The 25,309-nt window shown below is 70.1% G+C and carries 21 protein-coding genes; 15 read left to right on the top strand and 6 right to left on the bottom strand.

What is annotated here, in order from left to right:
* The first annotated feature begins 48 nt into the window (after nt 1-48).
* The gene (locus AC2DFQ_RS08395) at nt 49-1,227 is read left to right on the top strand and encodes an ROK family transcriptional regulator (protein WP_484510285.1); all 1,179 of its coding nucleotides are present in this window, start codon (nt 49-51) and stop codon (nt 1,225-1,227) included.
* A gap of 33 nt (nt 1,228-1,260) precedes the next feature.
* Here AC2DFQ_RS08395 and AC2DFQ_RS08390 read toward each other — a convergent pair whose 3' ends face one another.
* On the bottom strand, nt 1,261-2,274 hold the full coding sequence (locus AC2DFQ_RS08390) for a carbon-nitrogen hydrolase family protein (protein WP_484510284.1): 1,014 nt from the start codon (nt 2,272-2,274) through the stop codon (nt 1,261-1,263).
* 93 nt (nt 2,275-2,367) lie between these two features.
* On the opposite strand from AC2DFQ_RS08390, the gene AC2DFQ_RS08385 reads away from it, so the two are divergent.
* The gene (locus tag AC2DFQ_RS08385) at nt 2,368-3,396 is read left to right on the top strand and encodes a helix-turn-helix transcriptional regulator (RefSeq protein WP_484533578.1); all 1,029 of its coding nucleotides are present in this window, start codon (nt 2,368-2,370) and stop codon (nt 3,394-3,396) included.
* 32 nt (nt 3,397-3,428) lie between these two features.
* Here the strand turns inward: AC2DFQ_RS08385 and AC2DFQ_RS08380 are convergent, their stop codons facing one another.
* Entirely contained in the window at nt 3,429-3,971 is a 543-nt protein-coding gene (locus AC2DFQ_RS08380) for a hypothetical protein (RefSeq protein ID WP_484533577.1), read from the bottom strand.
* Nucleotides 3,972-4,064: 93 nt separating this feature from the next.
* Complete coding sequence (locus tag AC2DFQ_RS08375) at nt 4,065-4,634, bottom strand: TetR/AcrR family transcriptional regulator (protein ID WP_484533576.1); 570 nt, start codon at nt 4,632-4,634, stop codon at nt 4,065-4,067.
* A 188-nt stretch (nt 4,635-4,822) separates the two neighbouring features.
* On the opposite strand from AC2DFQ_RS08375, the gene AC2DFQ_RS08370 reads away from it, so the two are divergent.
* From AC2DFQ_RS08370 to AC2DFQ_RS08315, 12 genes are all read left to right on the top strand, one after another.
* Nucleotides 4,823-5,677: an SDR family oxidoreductase gene (locus AC2DFQ_RS08370; RefSeq protein WP_484510280.1), complete on the top strand. Its 855-nt coding sequence runs from the start codon at nt 4,823-4,825 to the stop codon at nt 5,675-5,677.
* 19 nt (nt 5,678-5,696) lie between these two features.
* Nucleotides 5,697-6,434 carry an SDR family NAD(P)-dependent oxidoreductase gene (locus tag AC2DFQ_RS08365; RefSeq protein ID WP_484510279.1) on the top strand — a complete coding sequence of 246 codons (738 nt, stop codon included), beginning with the start codon at nt 5,697-5,699 and terminating at the stop codon, nt 6,432-6,434.
* Nucleotides 6,435-6,675: 241 nt separating this feature from the next.
* Entirely contained in the window at nt 6,676-8,118 is a 1,443-nt protein-coding gene (locus AC2DFQ_RS08360) for a serine hydrolase domain-containing protein (protein WP_484533575.1), read from the top strand.
* Nucleotides 8,115-9,701 carry an ABC transporter substrate-binding protein gene (locus AC2DFQ_RS08355; protein WP_484533574.1) on the top strand — a complete coding sequence of 529 codons (1,587 nt, stop codon included), beginning with the start codon at nt 8,115-8,117 and terminating at the stop codon, nt 9,699-9,701. The genes AC2DFQ_RS08360 and AC2DFQ_RS08355 overlap by 4 nt, the downstream gene beginning before the upstream one ends.
* A 34-nt stretch (nt 9,702-9,735) precedes the next feature.
* Nucleotides 9,736-10,731, top strand: a complete 996-nt coding sequence (locus tag AC2DFQ_RS08350; RefSeq protein ID WP_484533573.1) for an ABC transporter permease — start codon at nt 9,736-9,738, stop codon at nt 10,729-10,731.
* Nucleotides 10,731-12,545, top strand: a complete 1,815-nt coding sequence (locus tag AC2DFQ_RS08345) for a dipeptide/oligopeptide/nickel ABC transporter permease/ATP-binding protein (RefSeq protein ID WP_484510275.1) — start codon at nt 10,731-10,733, stop codon at nt 12,543-12,545. The genes AC2DFQ_RS08350 and AC2DFQ_RS08345 overlap by 1 nt, the downstream gene beginning before the upstream one ends.
* A complete protein-coding gene (locus AC2DFQ_RS08340) occupies nt 12,542-13,291 on the top strand; it encodes an ABC transporter ATP-binding protein (protein WP_484510274.1) in 750 nt (249 codons plus the stop codon). The genes AC2DFQ_RS08345 and AC2DFQ_RS08340 overlap by 4 nt, the downstream gene beginning before the upstream one ends.
* A gap of 20 nt (nt 13,292-13,311) precedes the next feature.
* Nucleotides 13,312-16,674: a serine hydrolase gene (locus AC2DFQ_RS08335; protein ID WP_484533572.1), complete on the top strand. Its 3,363-nt coding sequence runs from the start codon at nt 13,312-13,314 to the stop codon at nt 16,672-16,674.
* Nucleotides 16,674-17,822 (top strand): M20/M25/M40 family metallo-hydrolase, encoded by a 1,149-nt coding sequence (locus AC2DFQ_RS08330; RefSeq protein ID WP_484533571.1) that lies wholly within the window; start codon nt 16,674-16,676, stop codon nt 17,820-17,822. The genes AC2DFQ_RS08335 and AC2DFQ_RS08330 overlap by 1 nt, the downstream gene beginning before the upstream one ends.
* Complete coding sequence (locus AC2DFQ_RS08325) at nt 17,810-18,622, top strand: GNAT family N-acetyltransferase (RefSeq protein ID WP_484533570.1); 813 nt, start codon at nt 17,810-17,812, stop codon at nt 18,620-18,622. Before AC2DFQ_RS08330 ends, AC2DFQ_RS08325 begins: the two co-directional genes overlap by 13 nt.
* A complete protein-coding gene (gene menC, locus AC2DFQ_RS08320) occupies nt 18,619-19,725 on the top strand; it encodes an o-succinylbenzoate synthase (protein WP_484510270.1) in 1,107 nt (368 codons plus the stop codon). Before AC2DFQ_RS08325 ends, menC begins: the two co-directional genes overlap by 4 nt.
* A 17-nt stretch (nt 19,726-19,742) precedes the next feature.
* Nucleotides 19,743-21,371: a PucR family transcriptional regulator gene (locus AC2DFQ_RS08315; RefSeq protein ID WP_484533569.1), complete on the top strand. Its 1,629-nt coding sequence runs from the start codon at nt 19,743-19,745 to the stop codon at nt 21,369-21,371.
* 26 nt (nt 21,372-21,397) lie between these two features.
* Here the strand turns inward: AC2DFQ_RS08315 and AC2DFQ_RS08310 are convergent, their stop codons facing one another.
* Both AC2DFQ_RS08310 and AC2DFQ_RS08305 read right to left on the bottom strand, forming a co-directional pair.
* A complete protein-coding gene (locus tag AC2DFQ_RS08310) occupies nt 21,398-22,528 on the bottom strand; it encodes a glycosyltransferase (RefSeq protein WP_484533568.1) in 1,131 nt (376 codons plus the stop codon).
* Nucleotides 22,529-22,611: 83 nt separating this feature from the next.
* Entirely contained in the window at nt 22,612-23,487 is an 876-nt protein-coding gene (locus AC2DFQ_RS08305; RefSeq protein ID WP_484533567.1) for an alpha/beta fold hydrolase, read from the bottom strand.
* 105 nt (nt 23,488-23,592) lie between these two features.
* Here AC2DFQ_RS08305 and AC2DFQ_RS08300 point away from each other — a divergent pair, with 105 nt between their 5' ends.
* Nucleotides 23,593-24,150, top strand: a complete 558-nt coding sequence (locus AC2DFQ_RS08300) for a TetR/AcrR family transcriptional regulator (RefSeq protein ID WP_484533566.1) — start codon at nt 23,593-23,595, stop codon at nt 24,148-24,150.
* 43 nt (nt 24,151-24,193) lie between these two features.
* Here the strand turns inward: AC2DFQ_RS08300 and AC2DFQ_RS08295 are convergent, their stop codons facing one another.
* Nucleotides 24,194-25,144, bottom strand: coding sequence for a manganese catalase family protein (locus tag AC2DFQ_RS08295; RefSeq protein ID WP_484510265.1), 951 nt, complete (start codon nt 25,142-25,144; stop codon nt 24,194-24,196).
* Nucleotides 25,145-25,309 lie beyond the last annotated feature (165 nt).

Raw genomic sequence — 25,309 nt, 5'->3', positions numbered from 1 at the left:
GGTGACGTCGTCCGGCAGGCGCCGACAGGGAACGAGAACAGGGTGGGCATGAGCATCGATTCCTCCAGCGGGGTCTCCGGCGTCACGCAACTGTTCCAACTCCTGCGGGACGGTGTCCCCCGCACCCGCGCCGAGCTGGCGAAATCCACCGGACTTGCGCGCTCGACGATCGCCGCGCGTGTGGACGAGCTCATGCGCATGGGGCTGGTCGCCCCCGTCGCCGAGACCGTGTCCACGGGCGGCCGGCCGCCGTCGCAGTTCGCGCTCAATCCGCGCGCACGCCTGGTGCTGGCCGCCGACATCGGCGCCTCGCACGCGACCGTCGCCGTGACCGACCTCACCGGCTCGACCCTCGCCGAGCACAGCGAACCCCTGGACGTCACGCTCGGCCCGGTTCCCGTTCTCACATGGCTGGTCGACAACGCCGGCGCGCTCTTGGAGCAGTTGGGCCGATCGACGAAGGATCTCGCGGCGATCGGTGTCGGCATCCCCGGGCCGGTCGAGCACTCCACCGGTCAGCCGGTGAACCCGCCGATCATGCCCGGGTGGGACCGATTCGATGTGCCGGGGTGGGTGCGCCAGCACCTCGACGTCCCGGTGCTGGTCGACAACGACGTCAACATCTCGGCGCTCGGCGAATGCGCCGCCGCGTGGCCGGGCGTCGAACACCTCCTCTTCGTGAAGGTCGCCACCGGCATCGGCGCGGGTGTCATCTCCGGCGGCACCCTTCAGCGCGGCGCTCAGGGGATCGCCGGTGACATCGGGCACGTGCAGGTGGCGCGCGGGGCCGACGTGCCGTGCCACTGCGGCAACCGGGGATGCCTCGAAGCCCTCGCGTCGGGCCCGGCGATCGCCCGCGCGCTGACGGCGCAGGGGGTTCCGGCCGGCAACGGCAACGACGTCGTCGACCTCGTCAAGCGCGGCAACATCGATGCGATCCAGGCGGTACGCCAGGCCGGTCGAGACATCGGCGAGGTGCTCACCACGTGCGTGAGCCTCATGAACCCGTCCGTGATCGCGATGGGCGGCTCCATGGCGCGCGTCGGCGAGCATCTCATCGCGGGCGTCCGCGAAGTCGTCTACACCCGCTCGGCGCCGCTGGCCACAGAGCACCTCGCCATCGTCCAGTCCGTCGCCGCCGAGAATGCCGCCGTGCTGGGTGCGAGCATGCTCGCCATCGAGCACGTGCTGTCCCCGGAGACGCTCGCGACCCTCGTCAGCGCCTGACCGCTCCCCGTCCTGCGGGGCGCGGCGAGCGGCCTAGGCGTCCGCGCCGACGCGCTGTCCGACGGCATCCAGCTCGGGGAACTCCATCTCCGTACCGAAGCGCCCGGCGCCGACCACGGTGCGCTTGCGGCCGTTGTCGAAGAGGAGCTGCGTGACGTCGGGGCGGCTGTAGTGACCGGCCGGGTCGGCGGCGTTCTTGGCGTACGCGATCATCGCCAGGTCGATGTCGGCGGTGATGATCCCCTCGACGTACTCGTCGAGCACCTCGGAGAGCAGCGAGGAGTCGGGCCCGTACACGCGGGCGAAACCGCCGCCGCCGTTGTAGATCGGCGGGGCGCTCCCGTCGGCGAGCAGGAAGGTCTGGATGCCTTCGTCCGTCATCATCTGCGTGGCGGTGATCACGAAGCAGCTGCCCTCGAGCGCATAGGTGGAGGAGGCGTTCAGGTTGGCCAGCGGGCTGAGGGCGGGGATCGCGCCGAGCACGCCGAAGCAGGGCCACCCGGCGATGTGGATCTGCTCGTTCTGGGCATACATCGCATACTTCGTGAGCGGTTGCAGGTGCTCCCAGCAGTTCAGCGCGCCGATGCGACCGAGGGGGGTGTCGGCGACCTGCAGATCCGAACCGTCGCCCTCGCCGAAGAGGGTTCGCTCGACGTGGGTCGGCTTGAGCTTGCGGCGGTGGATCAGGATCTCCCCCTCGGGGCCGATCACCGTCTGCGCCATGTACAGCGTGCCGTAGGCCTTCTCGCTGTAGCCGATCGCGACCGTGATGCGGAATCTCCGCGCGGCCTCGCGGATCCGGCGCATGTGGTCGCTCGTGACCGTCATCGAGTTCTCGTGATACCGCGCCACGAAGGGCATCTGCTCCGGGGCGGGGAGAGTCCACAGGAACACCGGATACCCGGGGATCCACGTCTCCGGGAAGGCGACCAGGTCGGCGCCGCGGTCGGCCGCCTCCTCGATCAGTGAGATCGTCTTGGCCACCGTGCCGTCGATGTCCAACCAGACGGGTTCGGCCTGCACTGCGGCAACACGGATGGTCGGCATGGGTCCTCCAGGGTCGTTCGGGTCGAGTGCGTCCGACAGTATTCGTGTGGCCGGCCGAGCGAACGGCGTCGCGTGCAAGGAAATCGGCATTTCGTGCAGCATTCCGCGCGCCGGGTGAGCGAGTCGGACGCCGCCGGTGACACCGCGCCCGATCGGCTCTACTCTGATCGGATCCAGTCGCATCGCCCGGAGGTGCACATGGGAGTGAAGACCGCGGCCACCGCCGAGGAGTGGCAGGAACTCGCCAGTCACAGCTTCGTGCCGCTCGAGTGCGAGACGCCCTCGCCTCTGTTCCGCGCGTCGCTGGAAGACATCCCACTCACCCCCGGGATGACCGTGTGCCGTGTGCGGTCCGACTCCGCGGTGATCACCCGCACCCCGCTACTGGCCGCGCGAGCCGTAAGCGACGATCTCCACATCTCCGTCCACGTGCGCTCGTCCGGGCGCATCCATCAAGGGAGCCGGAACGTCACGGTGGACCCGGGTGCTGTCGCCGTCTACGCCACGCATCATCCCTACCAGCTCGACTACTCCGCGCCGGGCCAGCGCCTCATCGTGGTGCAGGTGTCCCGAGCCGAGCTCGGCCTGCCCGCCCGCACGATCGACTCCGCGGTCGAATCGATCGCCGTCGCCGACACTCCTGCACGCCGCGTCTTCAGCTCTTACCTCCGCTCCGTCGTGGGCACCCATGACCGGCTCGACTCCCAGACCCGGTCGGACTTCGCCCGCGTCACGGCCGACCTCGCCGCGACCATGCTGCGGTCTTCGGCCGCCGGTCGCCAGGTTCTCCCGGGCTCATCCGAGTCACTGCTCTACACCGTCCAGTCCTTCGTGCGCGCCCAGGCACGGTCTGCCGATCTCACCGTCGACGACATCGCCCGCACGCACTACATGTCACGGCGGAAGCTCTACGACCTGTTCTCGCAGGTCGCGACGACGCCGTCTGCCTACCTCCGCGAGCAACGCCTGCAGGCAGCCGCTCGGATGCTGTCCGACCCGGCAACGCAGGAGTCCATCGCTGCGATCGCCCTGGGCTGCGGATTCTCCGACGTCACCACCTTCGCCCGGACGTTCCGCAAACGGTTCGGGATGACCCCGCGGGACTGGCGCGCGGGGCGCTGAGCGAACCGCGCCCGCGCCCCGGGAGAACGCCCCTACGCGCGACGGAGGGCCGCGCCGACGGAGGTCCGCGCGAGTGCTCGCAGCTCGGGCGCTGGGACGCCTGCGCGAGCCTGGATGGCGATGGCCACCAGCAGCGCGGATAGCAGCGTCACGACGGCACGGGCACCTGGGACCTCGGTTCCCTCCGCCGCGGCGCGCTCGACACGAGCGGTGATATGGCTTTCGATCTCCGCCAGGACTCCGGCCAGAGCCGCGCGGATGTCCTCGTCCGCGGCAGCCTCGGCGGGTGCAGTGCACAACACCAGGCAGCCGGGTGAAGAACCCGCGCAATAGAAGCCGATCGCGGCATCGAAGAAGGCCACCATCGCGTCACCGAGTGCGCGCGGTTGCTCAGCCGAGGCGCTGACCGCCTCGACCATGTCGCGCTGGTAGCGCTCACCCTCATCCACGTGCTGGACCGCTACCCCCGAGCAGGGGTGATCGAAGGGCTTCAGTTCGAGACCGCCGATCACCCCACGGGCACTCGGCCCGCGGTGATGACTCGGCTCGGGGGCGGCAAGGCGCCTCGCGATCACTTCGCTGCGATCCTCGAACGCAGCGAGCCACCCGCAGGCGCTGAAACCTTCAGGCGCCGCCTCGTCCGCCGCACCCTCGGTTTCTCGTCCGCGTCAGTCGATCCGGACGAGCGCGGCGACCGCATCCGTGAGTTCACGCCGGAAGCCGGCGGGGGGTGCGGCACTGTCGGCCCCCTCCAGCGAACGCAGTGACCAGGACGCGGAACTCCATGACGTGACAAGCGCCACGACCATCGCGATGAGCACCACGGGGTCGCGGTCGCTCGGAAGCACACCGCGACGCTGCGCCTCGGCGACCTCCGCGACCTTGGCGCGGTACGAATCCACCTCGGCGTCGATCGGAACCGGGCGCTCCAGCGCTGCCCACGTCGTGAGCCGCGCGATATCGGGACGCTCCTGCAGGACGTCGAAGAGGTCGCCGGCGTAGCTCGGCAGCCGCGACGCGTCGAACGGAACGGCATCGGCCAGTTCGAGGAGGCTCTGCCCGACCACCAGATCGAAGAGCTCCTCCTTCGCGCCGAAGTGCACGTAGATCGACCGTTTGTTCGCGGTCGCTTCCTCGGCGATGCGATCCATGCGTGCGCCGGCCAGCCCGAAGCGGGCGAACTCGCCACGGGCTGCGTGGAGGATGCGTCTCTTGGTGTCGGTGGCGTCGGGCGGCATGGTTTCATCCTACGTAACTAACCGGTTGCATACGAAACGGCGGGACGTCCACGCAGGCGAGCAGCAATCCGACGGAATGCCCGCAAGAGCTTGGCGGCGCCATACGCGTCGTGTTTCGTATCGTTCTCGCATCGGCGCAAATTCGTGGCACAGTAGGTATCCATCTAGTTGGTTACGAAAGGTACATCATGCCTCGCACATGGCTCATCACCGGCACCTCCTCGGGCTTCGGCCGGGAGCTCACCGAGCAGCTCCTCGCCCGCGGCGACCGCGTCGCTGCCACGGCTCGCCGCCCGGAATCGCTGGACGATCTCGCCGACCGATACGGCGAGCGCCTGTGGCGCGCCGCGCTGGACGTCACCGACACCCCCCACCTCCGAGAGGTCGTGGCGCAGGCGTTCGCTGAGCTCGGCACGATCGACGTCGTCGTCTCCAACGCGGGATACGCCCTGTTCGGGGCCGCCGAGGAGGCCTCCGACGCGCAGATCGATCGCCAGATCGCCACCAACCTCACGGCCTCGATCCAGTTCGCCCGCGCCGTCATCCCTCCGCTCCGCCGCCAAGGCGGAGGTCGCATCATCCAGATCTCCAGCATCGGCGGGCAGGTCGCCTTCCCGGCGATGAGCCTCTACCACGCCACCAAGTGGGGCATCGAGGGTTTCTGGGAGTCCGCCGCATCCGAAATCTCGTCGTTCGGGATCGGCGTGACCCTGGTCGAACCGGGAGTCACCCGCACCGGATTCGCTGGACCGAGCGCGGATCTGACTGACGCTCTGCCCGAATACGCGGACGCGGCCCCGGGGCAGATGCGGCGGACGCTCTCCGGCGAACTCCCGCCGCTTCCCGCGCCGGGCGACCCCGCGAAGATCGCCGCGGCGATCATCGCCTCCGTCGATAACCCCACGCCGCCGCTGCGACTCGTCCTCGGTTCGGACGCGTACGAGCTCGGCACCACGGCGCTTCGCGGCCGGCTGGATGCCCTCATCGCCGGCAGAGACCTCGCTCTGTCCACCGACGCGGACGACGCCGTTGCCGCCCGCTGAACCCCCGAAAGGAACAGAAATGCCTGAATTCACGGACAAGACCGTCCTGGTGACCGGCGCCTCCGGCGGCATCGGTCGCGCCCTCGTCGAGGCGTTCGCCCTCGCCGGCGCGAACACGGTCGTCGCCTCCCGGCACGACAGCGAGCGGATCGCCGCAGAACTGCCCGGCCGCGCGATCGGAGTGGCCCTCGACGTCACGAGCGAGTCGGACTGGGCCGATGCGGTGGCGAAGACGGAAGCCGAGCTGGGACCCATCGACGTGCTCGTCAACAACGCCGCCTACCTGCGCATCGGCAGCACGGAGTCGATCGATCTGGTGGAGTGGGGCCGGGTGTTCGACACGAACGTCCTCGGTGCGCTCCTCGGCATCCGGGCGGCTGCGCCGTCCATGCGCAAGCGCGGCGGTGGCGTCGTGATCCAGATGAACTCCATCGCCGGGTTGTCACCCTCCCCGAACCTCGTCGCCTACAGCAGCAGCAAGTGGGCGCTGCGCGGCCTGATGCGCGCAGCAGCGTCCGAACTCGCCGTCGACAACATCCGCGTCAATGCCGTGCATCCAGGAATCGTCCCCACTCCGCTGGCCTATGCGCCCGACGGATCGGAACTCGTCCCCACCGGGCGATTCGCCATCCCCCGTCAAGCGACGCTCCCGGAGATCGTCGACTTCGTGACGTTCATGGCCTCGGACAAAGCGAGCTTCGCCACCGCCTCGGAGGTGGTCGTCGACGGGGGGTTCAGCCTCGGGCCCATTCGGTAGTGGCGGCGGCCCTCACCTTGGCCGTTCAAAACTCAGGAGACACGCCGCGCACAGGGCCGCCCCCACCGCCCCCGATGCCGGATCTCCTGAGTTTTGAACGCGCCCGGCGCCGGACGGCAGCCGCGGGCGGCGGAAGACGGAAGGGCCCCGGAGGCGAATTGGGTCGCTCGGACGAACACGCGGCCGCTTTTCTGTCCGCACGGACAGAATGAGGCCGCCGAGTCCTTCCTAAAGTGAGGCCATGCGCAGCCTCGCGAGCATCGCCGACGTCTTACAGACCGAGTTCGCCGCGCGCGCGGCAGCACGTGGGGTTCCCGGCGCCTCGATCGCCGTCGTCGTGGACGGTCAGATCATCGACGCGGCGACGGGGGTGCTCAGCACCGCGACGGACGTGGAGGCGACGACCGACTCGGTCTTCCAGATCGGTTCCATCACCAAGGTGTGGACGGCGACACTGGTGATGCAGCTGGTCGATGACGGACTCGTGGGCCTCGACGAACCCGTCGTCACGTACCTGCCCGAGTTCGCGATCGCCGACGAGGCCGCCACCGCGCAGATCACGGTCCGCCAGCTGCTCAGCCACCGCGCCGGCTTCGAGGGCGACATCCTGACCGACACCGGGCGCGGCGACGACGCCATCGCCGCGTACGTCGACACGCTGTCCGACGTCGCCCAGATCTTCCCGCCCGGCGCCTACTTCTCGTACAACAACGCCGGATACATCGTTCTCGGCCGCCTCGTCGAGCGCCTGCGCGAAACGACGTGGGACCAGGCGGTGCTCGACCGCATCGCCACACCGCTCGGGCTCGAGCGCGTGTCCCCCAGCCCGTACGAGGCGATCCTCCATCGCGTCGCCGTCGGTCATGTCGGACCCGGTGCGGACGGCGTGGAGACCCCCGCGCCGCTCTGGGCCCTCGCCCGGTCGAACGGGCCGGCCGGATCGATGCTCGCCATGACCGCGCGCGACCTCGCCGGTTTCGCGCTCATGCACCTCAACGGCGGCTCCGCGGGGAGCGACGGGACCGCCGTCGTCTCCCCGGCCTCGGTGGCGGCGATGCAGCGCACCGAGGTCGCCCTGCCCACCCTGGCCGGAATGGGCGTCGCGTGGGGGCTCGGCTGGGAGATCTACGCCGAGGGCGCCCCGCGGGTCATCGGGCACGACGGCAACACGATCGGTCAGGCCTCCTTCCTCCGCCTGGTTCCCGAGGCGGGGGTGGCGGTCACCCTGCTCACCAACGGCGGCGACGGCATGGGGCTGTTCCACGACATCGCCGGCCCGCTGCTGCGCGAATTCGCCGGGGCGGACCTGCCCGCTTCGCCGACACCCTCCGCCGAGCACGTCGACGTCGACGCGACCCCGTTCGTGGGGACGTACTCGAACACGATCGTCGACATGGTCGTGTCCCAGGACGACGCCGGACGCGTCTGGCTCGAGCAGCGCCCCAAAGGGGTGCTCGCGGATCTGAAGGCCGCATCCCGCGACGAGCTGGTGGCCCTCAACGCCAACTCCCTCATCCTGCGCGAATCGACCGGGGGCCTGCACCCGGTCTTCGCCTTCCTCGACCCCGACGCCGAGGGCCGCCCCACCTACATGCACTACGGCCGAGCCATCCCCCGCTCGACCCACAATGACGCCCCACCACGCGCCACCCGCCCGTTCGCCGCCCAGGAGGAATCGCAATGACATCCACTCGCACTGCCATCGCAGCCGTCGCCGCTGCGGGCGCACTCGCGCTCACCCTCGCCGGATGTACCGGAGGCGGAGGCGGCTCCGACGACGGCGCCCCCGTCGAGGGCGGCACATTCACCCAGATCCTGCCCGCCGACCCCGGCGCGCTCGACCCGCAGATGTCCGCCGGCAGCGCGTTGTTCGCGCTCAGCAAGTTCGCCTACGACTCCCTCGTGAGCGTGGACGCGGATGGCGAGATCCTCAGCCAGCTCGCGTCCGACTGGAACGTCGACGGGCTCACCGCCACGCTGACGATCCGCGACGGGATCGTCTGCAGCGACGGGTCGGACTTCACCGCGGAGACGGCGGCCGCCAACCTCAACTTCATCGGCACCCCGGAGAATCAGAGCGCGCTGCTGGGGGCCTTCCTCCCGTTCGGCGTCACCTCGGCGGCCGAGGGCGACACCGTCACCATGACCCTGACCGATCCGGCGCCCTTCCTGCTGCAGGGTCTGGCGAGCATCCCCATGATCTGCGACGCGGGCCTGGAAGACCGCACGGTTCTGGCCGACTCGACCCTCGGCACCGGACCGTATGTCCTCACCGAGGCTGTTCCCAACGACCACTACACCTTCGAGGTGCGCGACGAGTACACGTGGGGTCCGGATGGCGCCACCGTGGACGAGCCGGGAATCCCGGCGACCGTCAACGTGCGTGTCGTCACCGACGAGACCACGGCCGCGAACCTGCTGCTGTCGGGCGAAGTCAACGCCGCCCAGATCGTCGGACCCGACGTGGACCGCGTCCTGGCTCAGGACCTGTTCTCACAGGACGCCGTGGAGCTGTCGGGCGAGCAGTGGTACAACCAGGCCGAAGGCCACCCCACGAGCGACCCCGCCGTGCGCATGGCCCTCACGCAGTCGATCGACCTGGAGGAGCTGGGCTCGGTGATGACCGCCGGCAATGGCGGCCCCGCGACGAGCCTCGCCGTGGTGCAACCGGGTGGATGCTCCTACGACTCCGTCAGCGGATCCCTTCCGGCGCACGACGTGGATGCCGCTGCGGCAGCGCTCGACGCTGCGGGCTGGGTGCCGGGGTCTGACGGCGTCCGCGTCAAGGACGGCACGCGGCTGAGCCTGCTGTTCCTCTACGACAACGCGTTCGGCGCCTCGGCCGCGGCAGCGGCGGAGCTCGTCATGAGCGCCTGGCAGGAGATCGGCGTCGAGGTCGAAGGCCGCCAGCAGGACGACACCGTCCTGATCGAAGCCCTCTTCAGCACCGGAGACTGGGACGTGGCGTGGGTCTCGGTCAACGTCAACAACCCCGACCAGATGATGGGCTTCCTCTCCGGGGCACCTGCCCCCGAGGGAACGAACTTCGCGAGCATCGACAACGCCGAGTACCAGGCGGCGATCGCCGAAGCGCTGCAGCTCCAGGGCTCGGACAGCTGCCCGAAGTGGCAGGAGGCCGAGACGGCGCTGTTCCAGGCCGCCGACGTCGTGCCCTTCGCCAACAACCCCATCCGGATGTTCGGGAACGGCGCCGAGTTCACCTGGTTCGGGGAGCCGCAGCCGACCACCATCCGACTGCTCGGCTGACCCGGACGCGCCCGCGACCTGAAGGAACGAACTGATGACCACGGCGACCGTCCGGCTGGCGGAATCCGCGCGCAACACCGCCGACCATCGGTGGGTCCGCTTCGCGGTGCGGCGCACGGGCCGCCTGCTGGTCTCGCTGTGGGTTCTCATCACCGCGGCGTTCCTGATGATCCACCTGGTCCCCGGTGACCCCATCCGCGCGGCCATGGGCCCGAACGCCTCCGCGGAGGTCGTGGCCGCGCGGCGGGAGTCCCTCGGACTGAACGACCCGCTGTGGCAGCAGTATCTGGACTACATCGGCGGGCTGTTCACCGGCCAGCTCGGGGTGTCGATCGGATCCCAACTGCCGGTCGCCCAGACGATCGCGCAGCGGTTACCGGCCACCGCTCTGCTTGCTGTCCTGGCCTTCGTCCTGGCCATGCTGATCGCGATCCCGATCGGCGTGGCCGTCGCGATCGCGACGCGGCGCGGCCGGGGGCGCGGCCTGGAGCTGGGCTTCACGTCGACGAGCGTCTTCCTCGGCAGTATCCCGGAGTTCCTTCTCGCCGTGGCGCTCGTGGCGGTGTTCGGTGTGCAACTGGGCTGGCTGCCGGTCGCGGGGCGCGAGGGGCCGGCGTCCTACATCCTGCCGGTGCTCGCCCTCGCGCTGGGGCCCGCCGCCGTGCTGGCGCGGATCGTGCGGGTCGAAGTCCTCGCCGTGCTCGAGACCGACTTCGTCCGCACCGCGCACGCCAAACGTCTCCCGGCCTGGCGCGTGAACCTCCGCCACGTGCTCCCCAACGCCGTGACGGCCACGCTCACGGTCGGCGGACTGCTGCTCAGCGGGCTCGTGGCGGGCACCGTTCTCGTCGAGACCGTCTTCGCGTGGCCGGGGCTGGGCACCACCATCGTCAGCTCCATCCAGACCAAGGACTACCCGCTCGTACAGGGCACGGTGCTCGTCTACGGAATCGGCGTGCTGCTGGTCAACACGGCGGTCGATGTGGCACTGGCCGTGCTGAACCCGCAATCGACAGTGGCGGAGAGCTGATGCGCACGCTCCGGAAGATGCTGCGAACCCCGCTGGGCGCCACCGCCCTCGCGCTTCTGACCCTCGTGGTCGCCGTCGCCGTTCTCGCGCCGGTGCTGTGGGGCGCGCAGGCCGACGTCACCGACACCGGCGATCTGCTGGCCGGACCCTCCGCCGAGCACTGGGTCGGAACAGACAACCTCGGACGCGATCTGCTGCTGCGCACCCTGGTCGCCACACGCCTCTCGGTCGTTCTCGCCCTGCTCGCCACCACCGTCGCGGTGACGGCAGGCCTCGTGCTCGGCGTCGCTCCCCTGCTCCTGGGCCGGGTCCTCGGGCGCCCGGTGACCTGGTTCACCGGCATCGCCGTCGCCTTCCCCGGACTTCTGCTCGCGCTGTTCTTCGCCGCGATCTTCGGCAGCAACTCCGTCGCCGCCGTGTTCGCGATCGGCCTGGCGGGCGCGCCGTCGTTCGCGCGGCTCTGCCAGAACCTCATCTCCGGCATCGAGGCACGAGACTTCGTCGCAGCGGCCCGCGTGGGCGGGGTCGGCCGGTTCCGCGTGCTCGTCCGCCATGTCCTCCCCAACATCGGCGAACCGCTCATCGTCAACGCGACCATCGCCGCGGGCGGTGCACTGCTCGCCTTCGCCGGCCTGTCCTTCCTCGGCCTGGGTGTCCAGCCTCCGGAGTACGACTGGGGCCGGCTGATGATGGACGGCGTCCGCGGCATCTACATCAACCCGCTCGCCGCCCTCATCCCCGGCGCCGCCGTCGTGATCGCAGGTCTCGCGTTCAACCTCACGGGCGAGTCCGCCGCACGCACCCTCGGAGTCGGTGACGAGCTGTTCCTCGGCACGAGCGGATGGCGACGCCGGAAGCTCCGCCCCTCCCCCGCACCGCCGACGGCCGCGCACACGGACAAGCACGAGGATGCGGTGCTCGAGGTCGTAGATCTCCGGGTGACTCTCCCCGGCGTGAAGGAACCCGTGCAGGCGGTGCGAGGAGTGAGCTTCTCCATCGGCACAGGGGAGATCGTCGGCATCGTCGGCGAGTCCGGGTCGGGGAAGACGATGACCGCCCTGGCCGTCGCCCAGCTGGTTCCCGAACCATGCCAGATCGAGGCATCCACCCTGCGGTTCCTGGGAACCGACCTGCTCACCACACCCAAGGGGCGACTCCGACGACTGCTGGGCACCTCCCTGGCAATGGTGTTCCAGGACCCGATGTCCTCCTTCAACCCGACGATGCGGATGGGCGATCAGCTGGCCGAGGTCGCCAGGGAACACGCCGGGCTGAGCAGGCGGGCCGCGCGCCGGCTCGCGGCCGACCGCATGGCGGCGGTGCGCATCTCCGACCCCGAGCGGCGCGTGCGGCAGTACCCCTACGAATTCTCCGGCGGCATGCGGCAGCGCGCCATGATCGGGATGGGCCTCATGGTCACGCCGCGACTGATCGTCGCTGACGAGCCGACCACGGCGCTGGATGTGACCGTGCAGCGGCAGGTTCTGGATCTGCTGCGGTTGATCCGCGACGAGAACGGCGCGTCCATCCTCTTCATCAGCCACGACATCTCCGTGGTGGCCGAACTGTGCGATCGCGTACTGGTCATGTACGCCGGCCAGATCATCGAAGAACTCCCCGCGGCCGACCTCGACCGGGCGACCCACCCCTATACCCGTGCCCTGCTCGCCGCCGTCCCGCACATGGCCACCCCCCTGGACCGCCCGCTCGCCACGGCGCCCGATAAAGCAGCCACCACCGGCACGATCACCCCCGCGGCCGACCTCGCGGTCGGCGACGAACCCCGGGAGAACGCGGGAGTGACCACCACATGAGCGAACTCCGTTTCGACAGTGTCACCGTGCGCTACGGCATCGGCCGGAAGGCCATGACCGCCGTCGAGGACGTGTCCTTCACCGTCCCGGAGGGATCGGTGGTGGGCGTCGTGGGCGAATCGGGCTCGGGGAAGTCGACCCTCGCGCGTGCAGCCGTCGGGCTCGTCCCGGTGCACTCCGGCAGCATCACCGTCGGCGGGCAGCCCGTCCCCTCCCGCGGACCGCGCCCCCTGCAGATGGTGTTCCAGGACCCGTACTCATCGCTGGACCCCCGGATGACCCTGGGCGCCAGCATCGCGGAGATCATGCCAGCAGGCATGAGCCGCAAGGAGCGCGCCGCCGAGACCGCGCGCCTGCTGAAGCTCGTGCACCTGGAACCCGAACGCGCCGAGACCTACCCCGCCCGCCTCTCCGGCGGCCAACGGCAACGGGTCGCGATCGCCCGCGCACTCGCGGGCCGCCCGCGTGTGCTGATCGCGGATGAGATCACCTCGTCGCTGGACGTCCTCATCCAGGGCGCCATCCTCAACCTCATCCGCGAGCTCCAGGGGGAACTGGGCCTGTCGATGCTGTTCATCTCCCACAACCTCGCCGTGGTGCGCTACGTCGCGTCCCGCGTGGCCGTCATGCACGACGGGCGTCTCGTCGAGGAGGGACCGACCGCCGAGGTGCTCGGCGATCCGCACGACGCGTACACCCGCGAGCTCCTGGCCGCCATCCCGAGCCCCATCCGATTCACCCCCTGAACTTCGCCAAGGAGCACCCTGTGACCCGCAGAATGCGCATCGACGACACGCTCGCGCTCACCATCCCGAGCCAGCCCGCGCTCGCACCCGACGGCAGCCGCGTCGCGTACGTCCTGGGGGGCGTGGACGTCGAGAACGACCGCGCGACCAGTGCGCTGTGGGTCGCTGATGGGGGCGGCGAGGCCCGCGCGCTGACGCACGGGAGCAGCGACGCGGCCCCGGCCTTCTCCCCCGACGGCGCGACGCTGGCGTTCCTGCGCGACGGACAGCTGTGGACCCTGCCGTTCGCCGGCGGCGAGCCGCAGCAGCGCACGCACCTCCCGCTCGGGGCGGGCGCTGCCGTCTGGAGCCCGGACGGAGCGAAGATCGCCTTCTCCGCGCCGGTCGATCCCGAGGCCGGCCCGGATGACAGCGACCAGACGCGGGCGGCCCGCAGCGGCTCCCCCCTCGTGACCGACGGCATCGACTACTTCGTCGACGGTGCGTGGTTCGTCCGCGGGGTACGGGCCCAGCTCCACCTCCTCGACCTCGCCACCGGCGAGGTCACCCAGCTCACCGACGGGGATGCTGACGCCGGGAGCCCCGCGTGGTCGCCCGACGGATCGGCCATCGCGTACACGACCCGCCCGGCCGGCGTGGATGACCTCACCTACCGGTCGGCGGTGCACGTCCTCTCCCCCTCGGACCCGGCGGCGACCCCCCGCGTCGTGGCATTCGCCGACGGGTATGCGGGCACGGTGTCGTACACGCCGGACGGAACCGGTCTGCTCGTGGTCGGGTGGACGGGCGATCCGGAAGGGCTCGCCGGTCTGTACGCCGTCGACCTCGGTTCCGGCTCGCTGACCGCCCTGTCGGCATCCCTCGACCGCAACGTCATGCCCGGCGCACCCGCCTACCCCGGCGCCCTCCCGCAGGTCACCGCCTTCGGCGACGTCGTGTTCGCCGTGCGGGATCGCGGGTGCACGCACCTGTACGCGGTGCCGCTCACCGGCGGGTCGCCCCGCCACCTGTACGGCTCGGACGGCGAGGTCGTCAGCGGGCTCTCGGTCGCGGGCGGCTCGGCGGCGATCGCCGTGGGGACTCCGACCTCGTTCGGTGAGATCGTCCGGCTCGACCTGGCCGGCGGCGCATCCACCGTCGTGACCGCGCACGGCTCCGCCCCCGACGGCGCCGAGCTGTTCGCCCGGGAATCGCGCGATTTCACCATCAGCGACGGCACGGTGGTGCAGGGGTGGCTCGTCCGTGACCCCGCCACGCAGGGGCCGTCTCCGCTGCTCGTGGACATCCACGGCGGCCCGCACAACGCGTGGAATGCCGCCGTCGACGAGATGCACGTCTTCCACCAGGAACTCGCCGCGCGCGGCTGGACCATCCTGCTGATCAACCCGCGCGGGAGCGACGGGTACGGTGCGGAGTTCTGGAAGGCGGTCTACGGCGCGTGGGGCACGGCGGACTCACGGGACTTCCTCGAGCCGGTCGACGAGCTCGTCGCCGAGGGGCTGGCCGATCCGAAGCGCCTCGCGGTGACGGGATACAGCTACGGCGGCTACATGACCGCATACCTCACCGGGCATGACGACCGGTTCGCCGCTGCGGTCGCCGGCGGTGTCGTGTCAGACCTCGTGAGCATGGGCGGCTCGAGCGATGACGCGCACCTGCTGAACCTGCACGAGATCGGTGTCATGCCGTGGGACTCGGTCGGGCGCGACCGGCTCGCGGAGATGTCGCCCCTCACCGCCGTCGACCGGGTCACGACCCCCACGCTCGTCCTGCACGGTGAGAAGGACCTGCGGTGCCCGCTGGGTCAGGCTCAGCAGTGGCACTACGCCCTCCGAGAGCGCGGCGTGCCCACGCAGCTGGTGATCTACCCCGGCGGCAGTCACGTCTTCCCGCTGCTGGGCACGCCCAGCCACCGGGTGGACTACGCGCGGCGCGTGGTCGAGTGGGTGGAGCGCTACGCCGGCTCCGCCTCCGGCGCCCGGCCCGCGCCCGTCGACGCCGCCCACTGGCAGCGGCGGCTGGACGTGCTCGCCGAGCGTCACGGTGTGCCGGGAGCGCAACTCGGGATTCTGCGGCACTCGCCCGACGGTACCGACGACCTCGTGGTCGTCGGTACGGGCACGCTCAACAAGAACCTTCCCGCCGGGTCCGCCCGCGTGAGCGCGGATTCGGTCTTCCAGATCGGGTCGATCTCGAAGGTCTGGACCGCGACGGTCATCCTGCGACTCATCGAGCAGGGGCGTTTCACGCTGGACACGCCCGTGCACGAGCTTCTGCCGGATGTCCGCCTCGTGAACGACGAGCTCACCCGGGGGGTCACCATCCGGCACCTGCTCACGCACACCAGCGGAATCGACGGTGACATCTTCACCGACACCGGCCGCGGCGACGACTGCCTGGAGAAGTACGTGGAGCTGCTCGCCGACGCCGCGCAGAACCACCCCCTGGGGGCCACCTGGTCGTACTGCAACTCGGGGTTCAGCCTGCTCGGCCGCATCATCGAGGTCGTGACCGGCACGGTGTGGGACACGGCCATGAAGGACCTGCTCTTCACCCCGCTCGGCCTCACGCACACGGTCACGCTCCCCGAGGAGGCCATCCTCCACGCCGCCGCCGTCGGACACGTCGACGCCGACGGCGAGCAGGTCGTCACGCCCGCGTGGCAGCTCCCCCGCTCGCTCGGCCCCGCCGGGCTCATCACCGCTCGCGCCGCTGACGTGCTGGCCTTCGCGCGCCTTCACCTCTCCGGCGGCCTGGGCGCCGACGGCGAGCGCCTGCTCAGCCGAGAGGCCGTGGCCGACATGCAGGCCTTCCACGCCGAGGTGCCCGACAAGCAGGTGCTCGGCGACTCGTGGGGGCTCGGCTGGATCCGGTTCGGCTGGAACGGGACCCGCCTGTACGGCCACGACGGGAACACGATCGGCCAGGCGGCATTCTTGCGGATCCATCAGGAGTCCGGCCTCGCGGTGACCCTGCTGACCAACGGCGGACACGCGCGGGATCTGTATCAGGACCTCTACCGCGAGATCTTCGCAGAGCTCGCGGGCATCGAGATGCAGCATCCCGTCCAGCCGCCCGCAGAGCCGGTCGACGTCGACATCACCCCGTACCTGGGCGTCTACGAGCGCGAATCCGTTCGCGACGAGGTGCTCGTCGGCCCGGACGGCCCGATGCTGCGAACGACCGTCCTCGGTCCTCTCGCCGCTGTCGTGGCCGACCCGGTCGACGAGTACGCGCTCACCCCGCTGCGCGAGGGCGTGTACGCGTTGCGGGAGCCCGGGACCCAGACGTGGATGACGGCCACCTTCTACGCGCTGGACGGCGGCGAGCAGTACCTGCACTTCGGCGCCCGGGCGACGCCGAAGGTCGCGAGCGGCGCGTGATGGACGCATGCTCGTCGCTGAGCCGTACGGTTCCTCCGCTCCTGAGCGAGGGAGCGATCCTCGGTAGCCTCCGGCAGCTCATCGAGTGCGAGTCGCCCTCGTCGGACCTGGGCGCCGTCGCCTCCTCGGCGGATCTGGTCGCTCGCATCGGGCATGACCTGCTCGGGGACGCCCCGGAGCGGGTGGTGCTCGACGGTCGCTCGCACGTGGTGTGGCGATTCGGTGCCGCGACGAGGGTTCTGGTCCTGGCCCATCACGACACGGTGTGGCCGATCGGGACCATCGAGCGGCATCCCTTCGCGGTGCGCGACGGGGTACTGACCGGCCCGGGATGCTTCGACATGAAAGCGGGCCTGGCCATGGCGCTGCACGCCGTGGCCTCCCTCGACGACCGGGACGGCGTCACCGTCCTCGTCACCGGGGACGAGGAACTCGGCTCACCGAGTTCCCGCGCGCTGATCGAGGCCGAAGCGCGTGGCGCGCGGGCCACCCTAGTGCTGGAGGCCTCGGCCGACGGCGCACTGAAGATCGAGCGCAAGGGAGTGGCGCTCTACGAGGTGGAGGTGGCCGGCCGCGCCGCGCACGCCGGGCTGGAGCCGGAGAACGGTGCGAACACCACGCTGGAACTGGCCCACGTGACCCTCGCCGCCGCGGCACTGGCGGACGCCGCAGCGGGTACGACGGTCACGCCCACGGTGGCGGAGTCGGGGACCACCACGAACACGGTCCCGGCGCGGGCACGCCTGGCCATCGACGTCCGCGCGCGGACGGCCGCCGAGCTGGCTCGGGTGGACAGGGCGCTGCGCGCCTACGCCCCGGTCACCCGCGGCACCAGCATCCGCCTCCTCGGCGGAATCAACCGGCCACCGCTGGAAGCTGCCCTGTCGACGGGACTGTTCGCGCAGGCGAACGAGATCGCCGCCCGGCTGGGACTCGCCGCGTTGGAGGGCGTGTCAGTGGGGGGCGCCAGCGACGGCAACTTCACCGCCGGTATCGGTATCCCCACGCTCGACGGGCTCGGCGCTGTCGGGGGCGGAGCGCACGCCGAGGACGAACACGTCCTCATCGGCGAGCTCGTCCCTCGCACGCGGCTGCTCGTCGAGCTGATCGCGGAGATCGCAAGGAAGGAAGAACCATGGCACAGGTGACCCAGGCCGATCCGCTGGTGGCGGCAGCTGTGCAGGACGCGGAGCGCGCCGCGCACAGCGCGGCCGTCACCGTCCGGGAGCTCACGTCGATCGCCGATCAGGCGGCATCGGTGCGGCTGCTGTCGGACATCTGGGCGCGCAGCGCCGAGAACCCCCCCGTGCCCCCCGAGCTGCTGCGCGCGCTCGGCAAGGCGGGCAACTACATCGCCGGCGCGTACGCCGGCGATGATCTCGTCGGCGTCGCGATCGCGTTCCACGGCACCCCCGAGCGTCACGCGCTGCACAGTCACATCGCCGGCGTCTCACCGGCGCACGCGGGGCGATCGGTCGGGTACGCCCTGAAGCTGCATCAGCGCGCGTGGGCGCTGCGGCGCGCGATCGACGTGATCGAGTGGACGTTCGACCCGCTCGTGTCGCGGAACGCGTACTTCAACATCGTCAAGCTCGGCGCCGTGCCGGTGGAATACCTGCCGAACTTCTACGGCGAGATCGCGGACGGGGTCAACAACGACGATGAGACCGACCGTCTCCTCGTCCGGTGGCACCTGCGGAGCGAGGAGACCATCGCCGCCGCCGCAGGCTCGCCCCAGCGGGTCGACGCCACCGCCGCGGGAACGGTGTCGGTGGCCGTGCCGCCTGATATCGCACAGATCCGGCGGGAAGACCGGGCGCTCGCCCACTGGTGGCGCCACACCGTGCGCGACCGGCTCACGGCGCTTCTGGATGCCGGCGGGCGGGTGACCGGTTTCGACCGCACGAACGGCTACATCGTGCGCCAAGGAGAGGACGACCGATCGTGAAACTCGAAGGCTTCGAGCTGCGACGGGTGGCCATGCCGCTCGTCTCGCCGTTCCGGACGTCGTTCGGAACCCAGACCTCGCGCGACATCCTGCTCGTGAAGGCGGTGACGGATGCCGCGGAGGGCTGGGGCGAGTGCGTCACGCTCCCCACACCGGTGTACTCGCCCGAGTACACCGAGGCCGCGGTGGACGTCCTCAAGCGATTCTTCCTTCCGGCACTCGGCGCGGCGACGCTGTCCGGTGCTCAGATGGTCGGCGAGGTCCTCGCACCGTTCAAGGGCCACCGCATGGCCAAGGCCGCCCTCGAGATGGCCGTGCTGGACGCGGAGCTGCGCGCCGAGGGGCGCTCGTTCGCCCGGGAGCTCGGCGCCGTGCATGAGAGAGTCCCCTGCGGCGTGTCCGTCGGGATCATGGACGAGATCCCGCGGCTCCTGGATGCGGTCGGCGAGTACCTCGATGAGGGTTACGTGCGCATCAAGCTGAAGATCGAACCCGGCTGGGACATCGACGTCGTGCGCGCCGTTCGCGAGCGCTTCGGAGACGACGTGCCCCTGCAGGTCGATGCGAACACCGCGTACACGCTGCGCGACGCGCAGCATCTGGCCCGCCTAGACGAGTTCGGGCTCCTCCTCATCGAGCAGCCCCTCGAGGAGGACGACATCCTGGGACACGCCGATCTGGCCCGGATCGTCAAGACACCCATCTGCCTGGACGAGTCCATCACCTCCGCCCAGACGGCGGCGGCGGCCATCCGGCTCGGGGCGACGAGCATCATCAACATCAAGCCGGGCCGGGTGGGCGGGTACCTGGAGGCCCGCCGCATCCACGACCTCGCTGCCGCCCACGGGATACCGGTGTGGTGCGGCGGGATGGTGGAGTCGGGAATCGGCCGGGCGGCCAACGTCGCCCTGGCGGCGCTTCCGGGCTTCGCCCTGCCGGGCGACGTCTCGGCCAGCGACCGGTTCTACCGGACCGACATCACCGAGCCTTTCGTCATGGTCGACGGGCACCTCACCGTGCCCCAGGGACCGGGTCTGGGAGTCGCGCCGATTCCGGAGATCCTCGACGAGCTGACCACCGCCGTCGAATGGGTGCCCGTGTGACGGCTACGCTCCCGGATATGAGCCCGGGAGCCCGATCCACCTGGGGACGTGTGCTGACCGATCTCGGCGTGACGCTCCTCGAGGTCGCCCACGGCCGTATCGACGCGGACCACCCCGTCGGCGGCGTGGTCATCCACGACCCGTTCGACGAGCCGGTGTACCCGGAGAACTCGATCGTTTTGGGCATCGCGGTGCACACCGCAGACGCCCTTCCCCCGCTGCTGACGACGGTCGGGCATCGGGGCGCGATCGCGCTCATCGTGCGCTCCCCCGTCGACGTCACCGACGAGGTGCGCGCGGCGGCGGATGGCGCGGGGGTGGCGATCCTGGGGCTTGCCCGCGGAGCGACCTGGACGCAGCTGGCCGCGCTCCTGCGGTCGCTGCTCGCCGAGGAGGACATCGGGCATACGCAGTCGGAGTCGCTCGAGGGCATCCCGGCCGGAGATCTCTTCGCCGTCGCGAACGCGATCGCCGCGCTCCTGGATGCGCCGATCACGATCGAAGACCGGTCATCCCGCGTCCTGGCGTTCTCGGGCCGGCAGGACGAGGCCGACGCGTCGCGGATCGAGACGATCATCGGCCGGCAGGTTCCCGATCGCTACGCCAGCGCCCTGGCCGAACTGGGGGTCTTCCGTGACCTCTACCGCAACGATCAGGTCGTCGTCGTCGATCCCGTGCACCTGGGCGAAGGGGTCACGACGCAGCGGGTGGCGATCGCGGTCCGCGCCGGCGGCGAGGTGCTCGGGTCGATCTGGGCGGCGATGGACGGTCCGGTCACGGCGGAACGGGACGCGACGCTCCGCGAGGCGGAGAAACTCGTCGCCCTTCACCTCCTCCGCGTGCGCGCGGGCGCGGATGCGGAGCGGCGCTTGCGGGCCGAGCTCGTCAGCAGGGCGATCGAGGGCGGCCCCGAGGCGCGTGACGCGCTCAGCCGGCTCGGCCTGGCCGGCAAGCGCGTGTGCGTGATCGCAGCCGCCGCCCTGCCCGACACGAACGCGTCAGGAGGGGTGCGAGTCGACCAGGAACTCATCGCGCACCGCGAGCGACTGGTGGATGCTCTCGCGATGCATCTCTCGGCGGTGCAGCCCGGCGCCGCCGTCGCTTTCGTCGCCGACACCGCCTACGGCATCATCCCCGTCGCCGACTTCGCGGCCGAGCAGCGATCGGCGGCGCTGGCCGAGGACTTCCTGCAGCGCGTGCAGACCCGCATCCCGGCGGTCATCGCGATCGGGCACGCCGCCGACGACATCGCCGGCATCGCGCGGTCGCGGGCTCAGGCGCGGACGGTGCTCCGCGTTCTCACCGAACGGCCCGGCGTCAGCCGGGTCGCGCGAATGGCGGATGTGGAAACCGAATCGCTCGTGCTCGAGTTGCGTGATCTGCTCGCCGCCCGCGGCGACGAGATCACCGGCTTCCTGGCGCGGCTCGTCGCGTACGACCGGCGCAACAGCGCGCAGCTGGTGAGCACGCTTTCCGCGTGGCTGGACAGCTTCGGGGATGTCCCCGCAGCCGCCGCAGCCACGTTCAGCCATCCGAACACCTTCCGCTATCGCCTGCGCCGCGTCGCCGAGGTCGGACAGATCGACCTGTCCGACCCCGACGTACGGTTCTCAGCGATGCTGCAGCTGCGCATCCGCCGCGACTGATGCCGCGAGCACGGCATCGGGCGCACTCACCTCGCGAGCAGGCCGGTGACCTCATCGACGGTGTCGGCGGGCGAGGGCATCGCGGCGATCTCGCTTCGGACCGCCTGGACGGCGTGAGTGATCGCCGGGTCTTCGAGTGCCGTGGTCAATGCGGACGGAATCTGATCGATATCGTCCACGACGACCGCGATCCCCGCCGAGCGGGCGGCCTCGCTCACGCCGAACTGGTCCGCGCCCTGCGGGAACAGAACGAGCGGTTTTCCCGCAGCGGCCGCTCCGAGCACGGTGCCCGATCCGCCCGCGGACACCACCGCATCCACCGGGCCGAGCAGGTCGGCCAGCGGCTCGAACCCCACGACATGAACGCCTGGTTCGTCCGCGAGGAACGACGAGCCGGCGGCCGCCTGCGAGAGCAGGAGCCCTTCGGTGACGAGGACCTCGACACCCGTTCGGATCACCGCACGGACGACGCTCTCGAGAATCGCGGGGTCGGAGAAAACCGTGCCGAGGCTGACCAGCGCCGATCGCGATGATCCGTCGAGCGAGGGGACTGTCCCGGGGCCGTTCTCGCTGCTGAACGGCTCCGAACGGATCGGGACGACCGGCACGTCGATCGACCAGCCGGCAGGCTTCAACGAGCGAGGGGAGGAGTCGACGTACGCCCGGGGCGACTCCAGGGTCAGCCCCAGAGCCTCGGCGAACGGCGCGGCCTGGGCCCGCACCTCTTCGCGGTTCTCGGCGAGCGCGCCGGGACCGATACCGAACTGAACCCAGGGGATCTCCAGGGAGGACGCGAGAATCGGGCCGATCGCGTCGTACGACTCGCTCACGACGGCATCCGGAGCCCACTCCCGCGCGCCGACGAGAGATTCGTCCAGGCGCAGTCGCGGCATGATCTTGCCGAACACGACGCCCTCATCGTGGGGCGTGACGTTGTTCAAGTCCACGCCCTCCTCGGCGATGGCGCCGACGATCACCGGCGCGGAAGGACCCGCGGTGACGAAGTCCGCGCCGGGGAGTTCGGCCCGCACCATCGGTTCGAGATCGGGCCCGGACAGCACAGCGACGTCGTGGCCGGCCCGGAGGGCCGCTCGAGCAAACGGGACGAGGGGGATGAGGTGACCCAGAGCGGGGGTGACACTGATCAGTAGCTTCATCGCAGCGATGGTACCGGTCACACGGGACGCATCAGCTGCGGGCGGCGGAACATTGGGCATAACCCCAGCCGCGGCCGGCGCGATCAGGCTGCGAGGAAGCCGAGCAGCGCTGCGGTGAACGTCTCCGGCGCCTCCTCCGGCACGAAGTGACCCGACCCGGGGATGACCAATTCCGTGACGTCGGCGGCCACCATGCTCGCCACTTCCGCCACCGAGGCTCCGCTCGCGTACTGCCCACCCACAGCGAGGACCGGCATCGAGAGTCGCCCGCGCTGCTGCCACGCGATGATCTGTTCCGTGGTGGCGTCCGATCGGTAGAACTCGAAGCTCGCCCGGAGAGCGGCCGGGTCGCGCAGCGCGTTCACGTACAACTCCACCGCGTGCGGGGCGATGGCATCGGGCGAGGCGGCCTTCGACGCGAACTGGTGGCCGAAGTACACCTCCTCCCGCCCCCGCACCATCTGCTCGTTGATGTCGCCGAGGCGGTTGAAGGCGAAGTGCCAGAGGAACTCGTTGGTGGGCTTGTCCATGAACAGCGGCGGCGACGGACTCAGCCCGGGAAGAATCGCCTCCGCCAGCACCAGCTTCGTCACCCGATGCGGATGGGCGGCGGCCAGCGCATACGCGACGATCATGCCCAGGTCGTAGCCGGCGACGGCGAACGTGTCGTGCCCGAGCGCCGTCATGAGGGCGGCCATGTCCTCCGCCAGCGTGGCGCCGTCGTAACCATCGCGCGGCTTGGCACTGGCCCCGACGCCGCGGAGGTCTGCCGCCACGACGGTGTAGTGCTCGGCGAGAGCAGGCATCATCAGTCGCCAGCCGTACCAGAACTGGGGCCAGGCCGGCAGAAGGAGCAGGGCGGGTCCCTGCCCGCCGACAACGGCGTGGATGCTCACCCCGTCCAGGTCCAGCGTGTGACTGGCGAAGGTCTCCTCGAATCCGGCGGGCAGATTGCCCACATGGTCAACCGTAAACGTCACGTCGTACTCCGATCCGTAAGTGGAATCTTTATCCAGATCGAACCTAGGGGTCGAGTGGATAGTTTGTCCAGTTACGCTTTCGGTATGGTGACGGCTCTTCGGCGCGACGCGGCGCACAACCGCGACCAGATCCTGCGCGCCGCGCGGGCGATGGTGGACGAAGGGCAGCCCCTGGTCTTGAACGATGTCGCCAAGCGGGCAGGTGTCGGAGTCGGGACGACCTACCGCAACTTCCCCACGACCACGTCCCTGCTCGAAGCAGTCGCGCAGCCTCGGCTCGCCGAACTCATCGCAGCGGGCGAGGGAGCTCTTCACGATGATGAGCCGGGGTCGGCATTCGCGAGCTTCTTGTCCAGCATCGTGCGCGCGCAGATCATCGACGCGTCGTTGCCCCCCGTGAATGCGGCTGTGCACGACGAGCTCGAAGAGACGACGCGGCTCAAGGCGCGGCTCCGCGAGGTGGGGGCTGAGCTTTTGGACCGCGCCAAACGCGCCGGGGACATCCGGGATGACCTCGCCTACGGCGATGTGGTACCCCTGGCCTGTGGGCTGGCGCACGCCGTGCGCGCCGGGGCTCCCGGCGATCCACTCGAAGCCGCGGATCGGTACACCCGCATGCTGCTGGCGGGTCTGCACCGCTGAGCGGAAGCGCCCGCCGCTCACGCGGCGGGCGCTTGCGGAGCTCTCAGCTCATTTCGCCGAAGGTGCGGTCGATGTCCGCCATCTCCATGGCTGCGGTGGCTTCGATGAGCTCCTGCAGCTCGGTGTCGGCTCCCGGAGAGAACTCCTCGAAGCGCTCCGGGGCGATGGTCATCGGCACGCCGACGGGAGCCTGCTCGCTCGCGTCGAGCTGGGTTCCGTCGTTCGACGGCGACATGCCCTGGAAGATCTTCCCCGCCTCGGACAGGTTCGTCAGGTCGAAGGAGAACTGCTTGCTCTGCAGCCCCATCTCCAGCAGACGAGCCACCTCGGGGAACTTCTCCGCGTTGGTCTTGGGGATGGGAAGCGACGTACGCCAGTTGACCCCGAGGGTCTCCAGCGCCTTGGCGTACGCGTTCTCGTGAGCCTGGTCGCGCACGATGAGGTACGCGATCGTGCTGCGAGCGGTCTTGTTGTCGGTCATCTCGTACAGGCGGCACTTCTGCAGGCGCCCGGTGGACTCCAGCATCAGGTTGTAGAGCAGGTCGAGCACGAGGTTGCCCGAGTTGTAGACGTAGCTGCCCATCCACGGGTTGCCGGCGGCATCCACGGGCAGCGCTCCCTGAGCGCCCACGAGGTAGTGGTGGATGTTGCTCTCGTGCTTGGCGATCTCCAGCGGAATCGACCCGCCGGCGCCCGGCTTGTCGAGCGGGTCGGTGAGCTTGCCGTTGTACCGGGGCGACCCATCGAGCAGACGCGAGATGGTCGTGCCGATGAGCTCGACGTGGCTGATCTCCTCGGTGCCGATGCCCTGGATCAGGTCCTTGTACGGCTTTGCGGACGGGCCGCGGAAGTTGATGCTCTGGAAGAGGTACTGCATCATCGTGCGCATCTCACCGAACTGCCCGCCAAGGCCCTCCTGGAGGGCGTTTGCGGCCGCGGGATCCGGCTCGTCCTGCTCGATTTCGTTGATCAGTTGCTGAACGTGAAAGTACATGAGGCCTCCGAAGCGGTTGGTCCTCTCAGCCTCGTCGCATCGACACATAACCGAGACCCTCTCGCCTTTCCGCCGGGTGCCGAGTACCCTCCGACCTACATCTGCGATGAGTCTCGATTTGTCGGTGTCCTCGACGGCTGTGACGACCCCCCGACGTGCGACGCC

It is taken from the genome of Microbacterium sp. Z11_20 (assembly GCF_057197605.1).
Note: the sequence above shows the minus strand (reverse complement) of the source record. Positions and strands in the feature narration are given on the sequence as shown.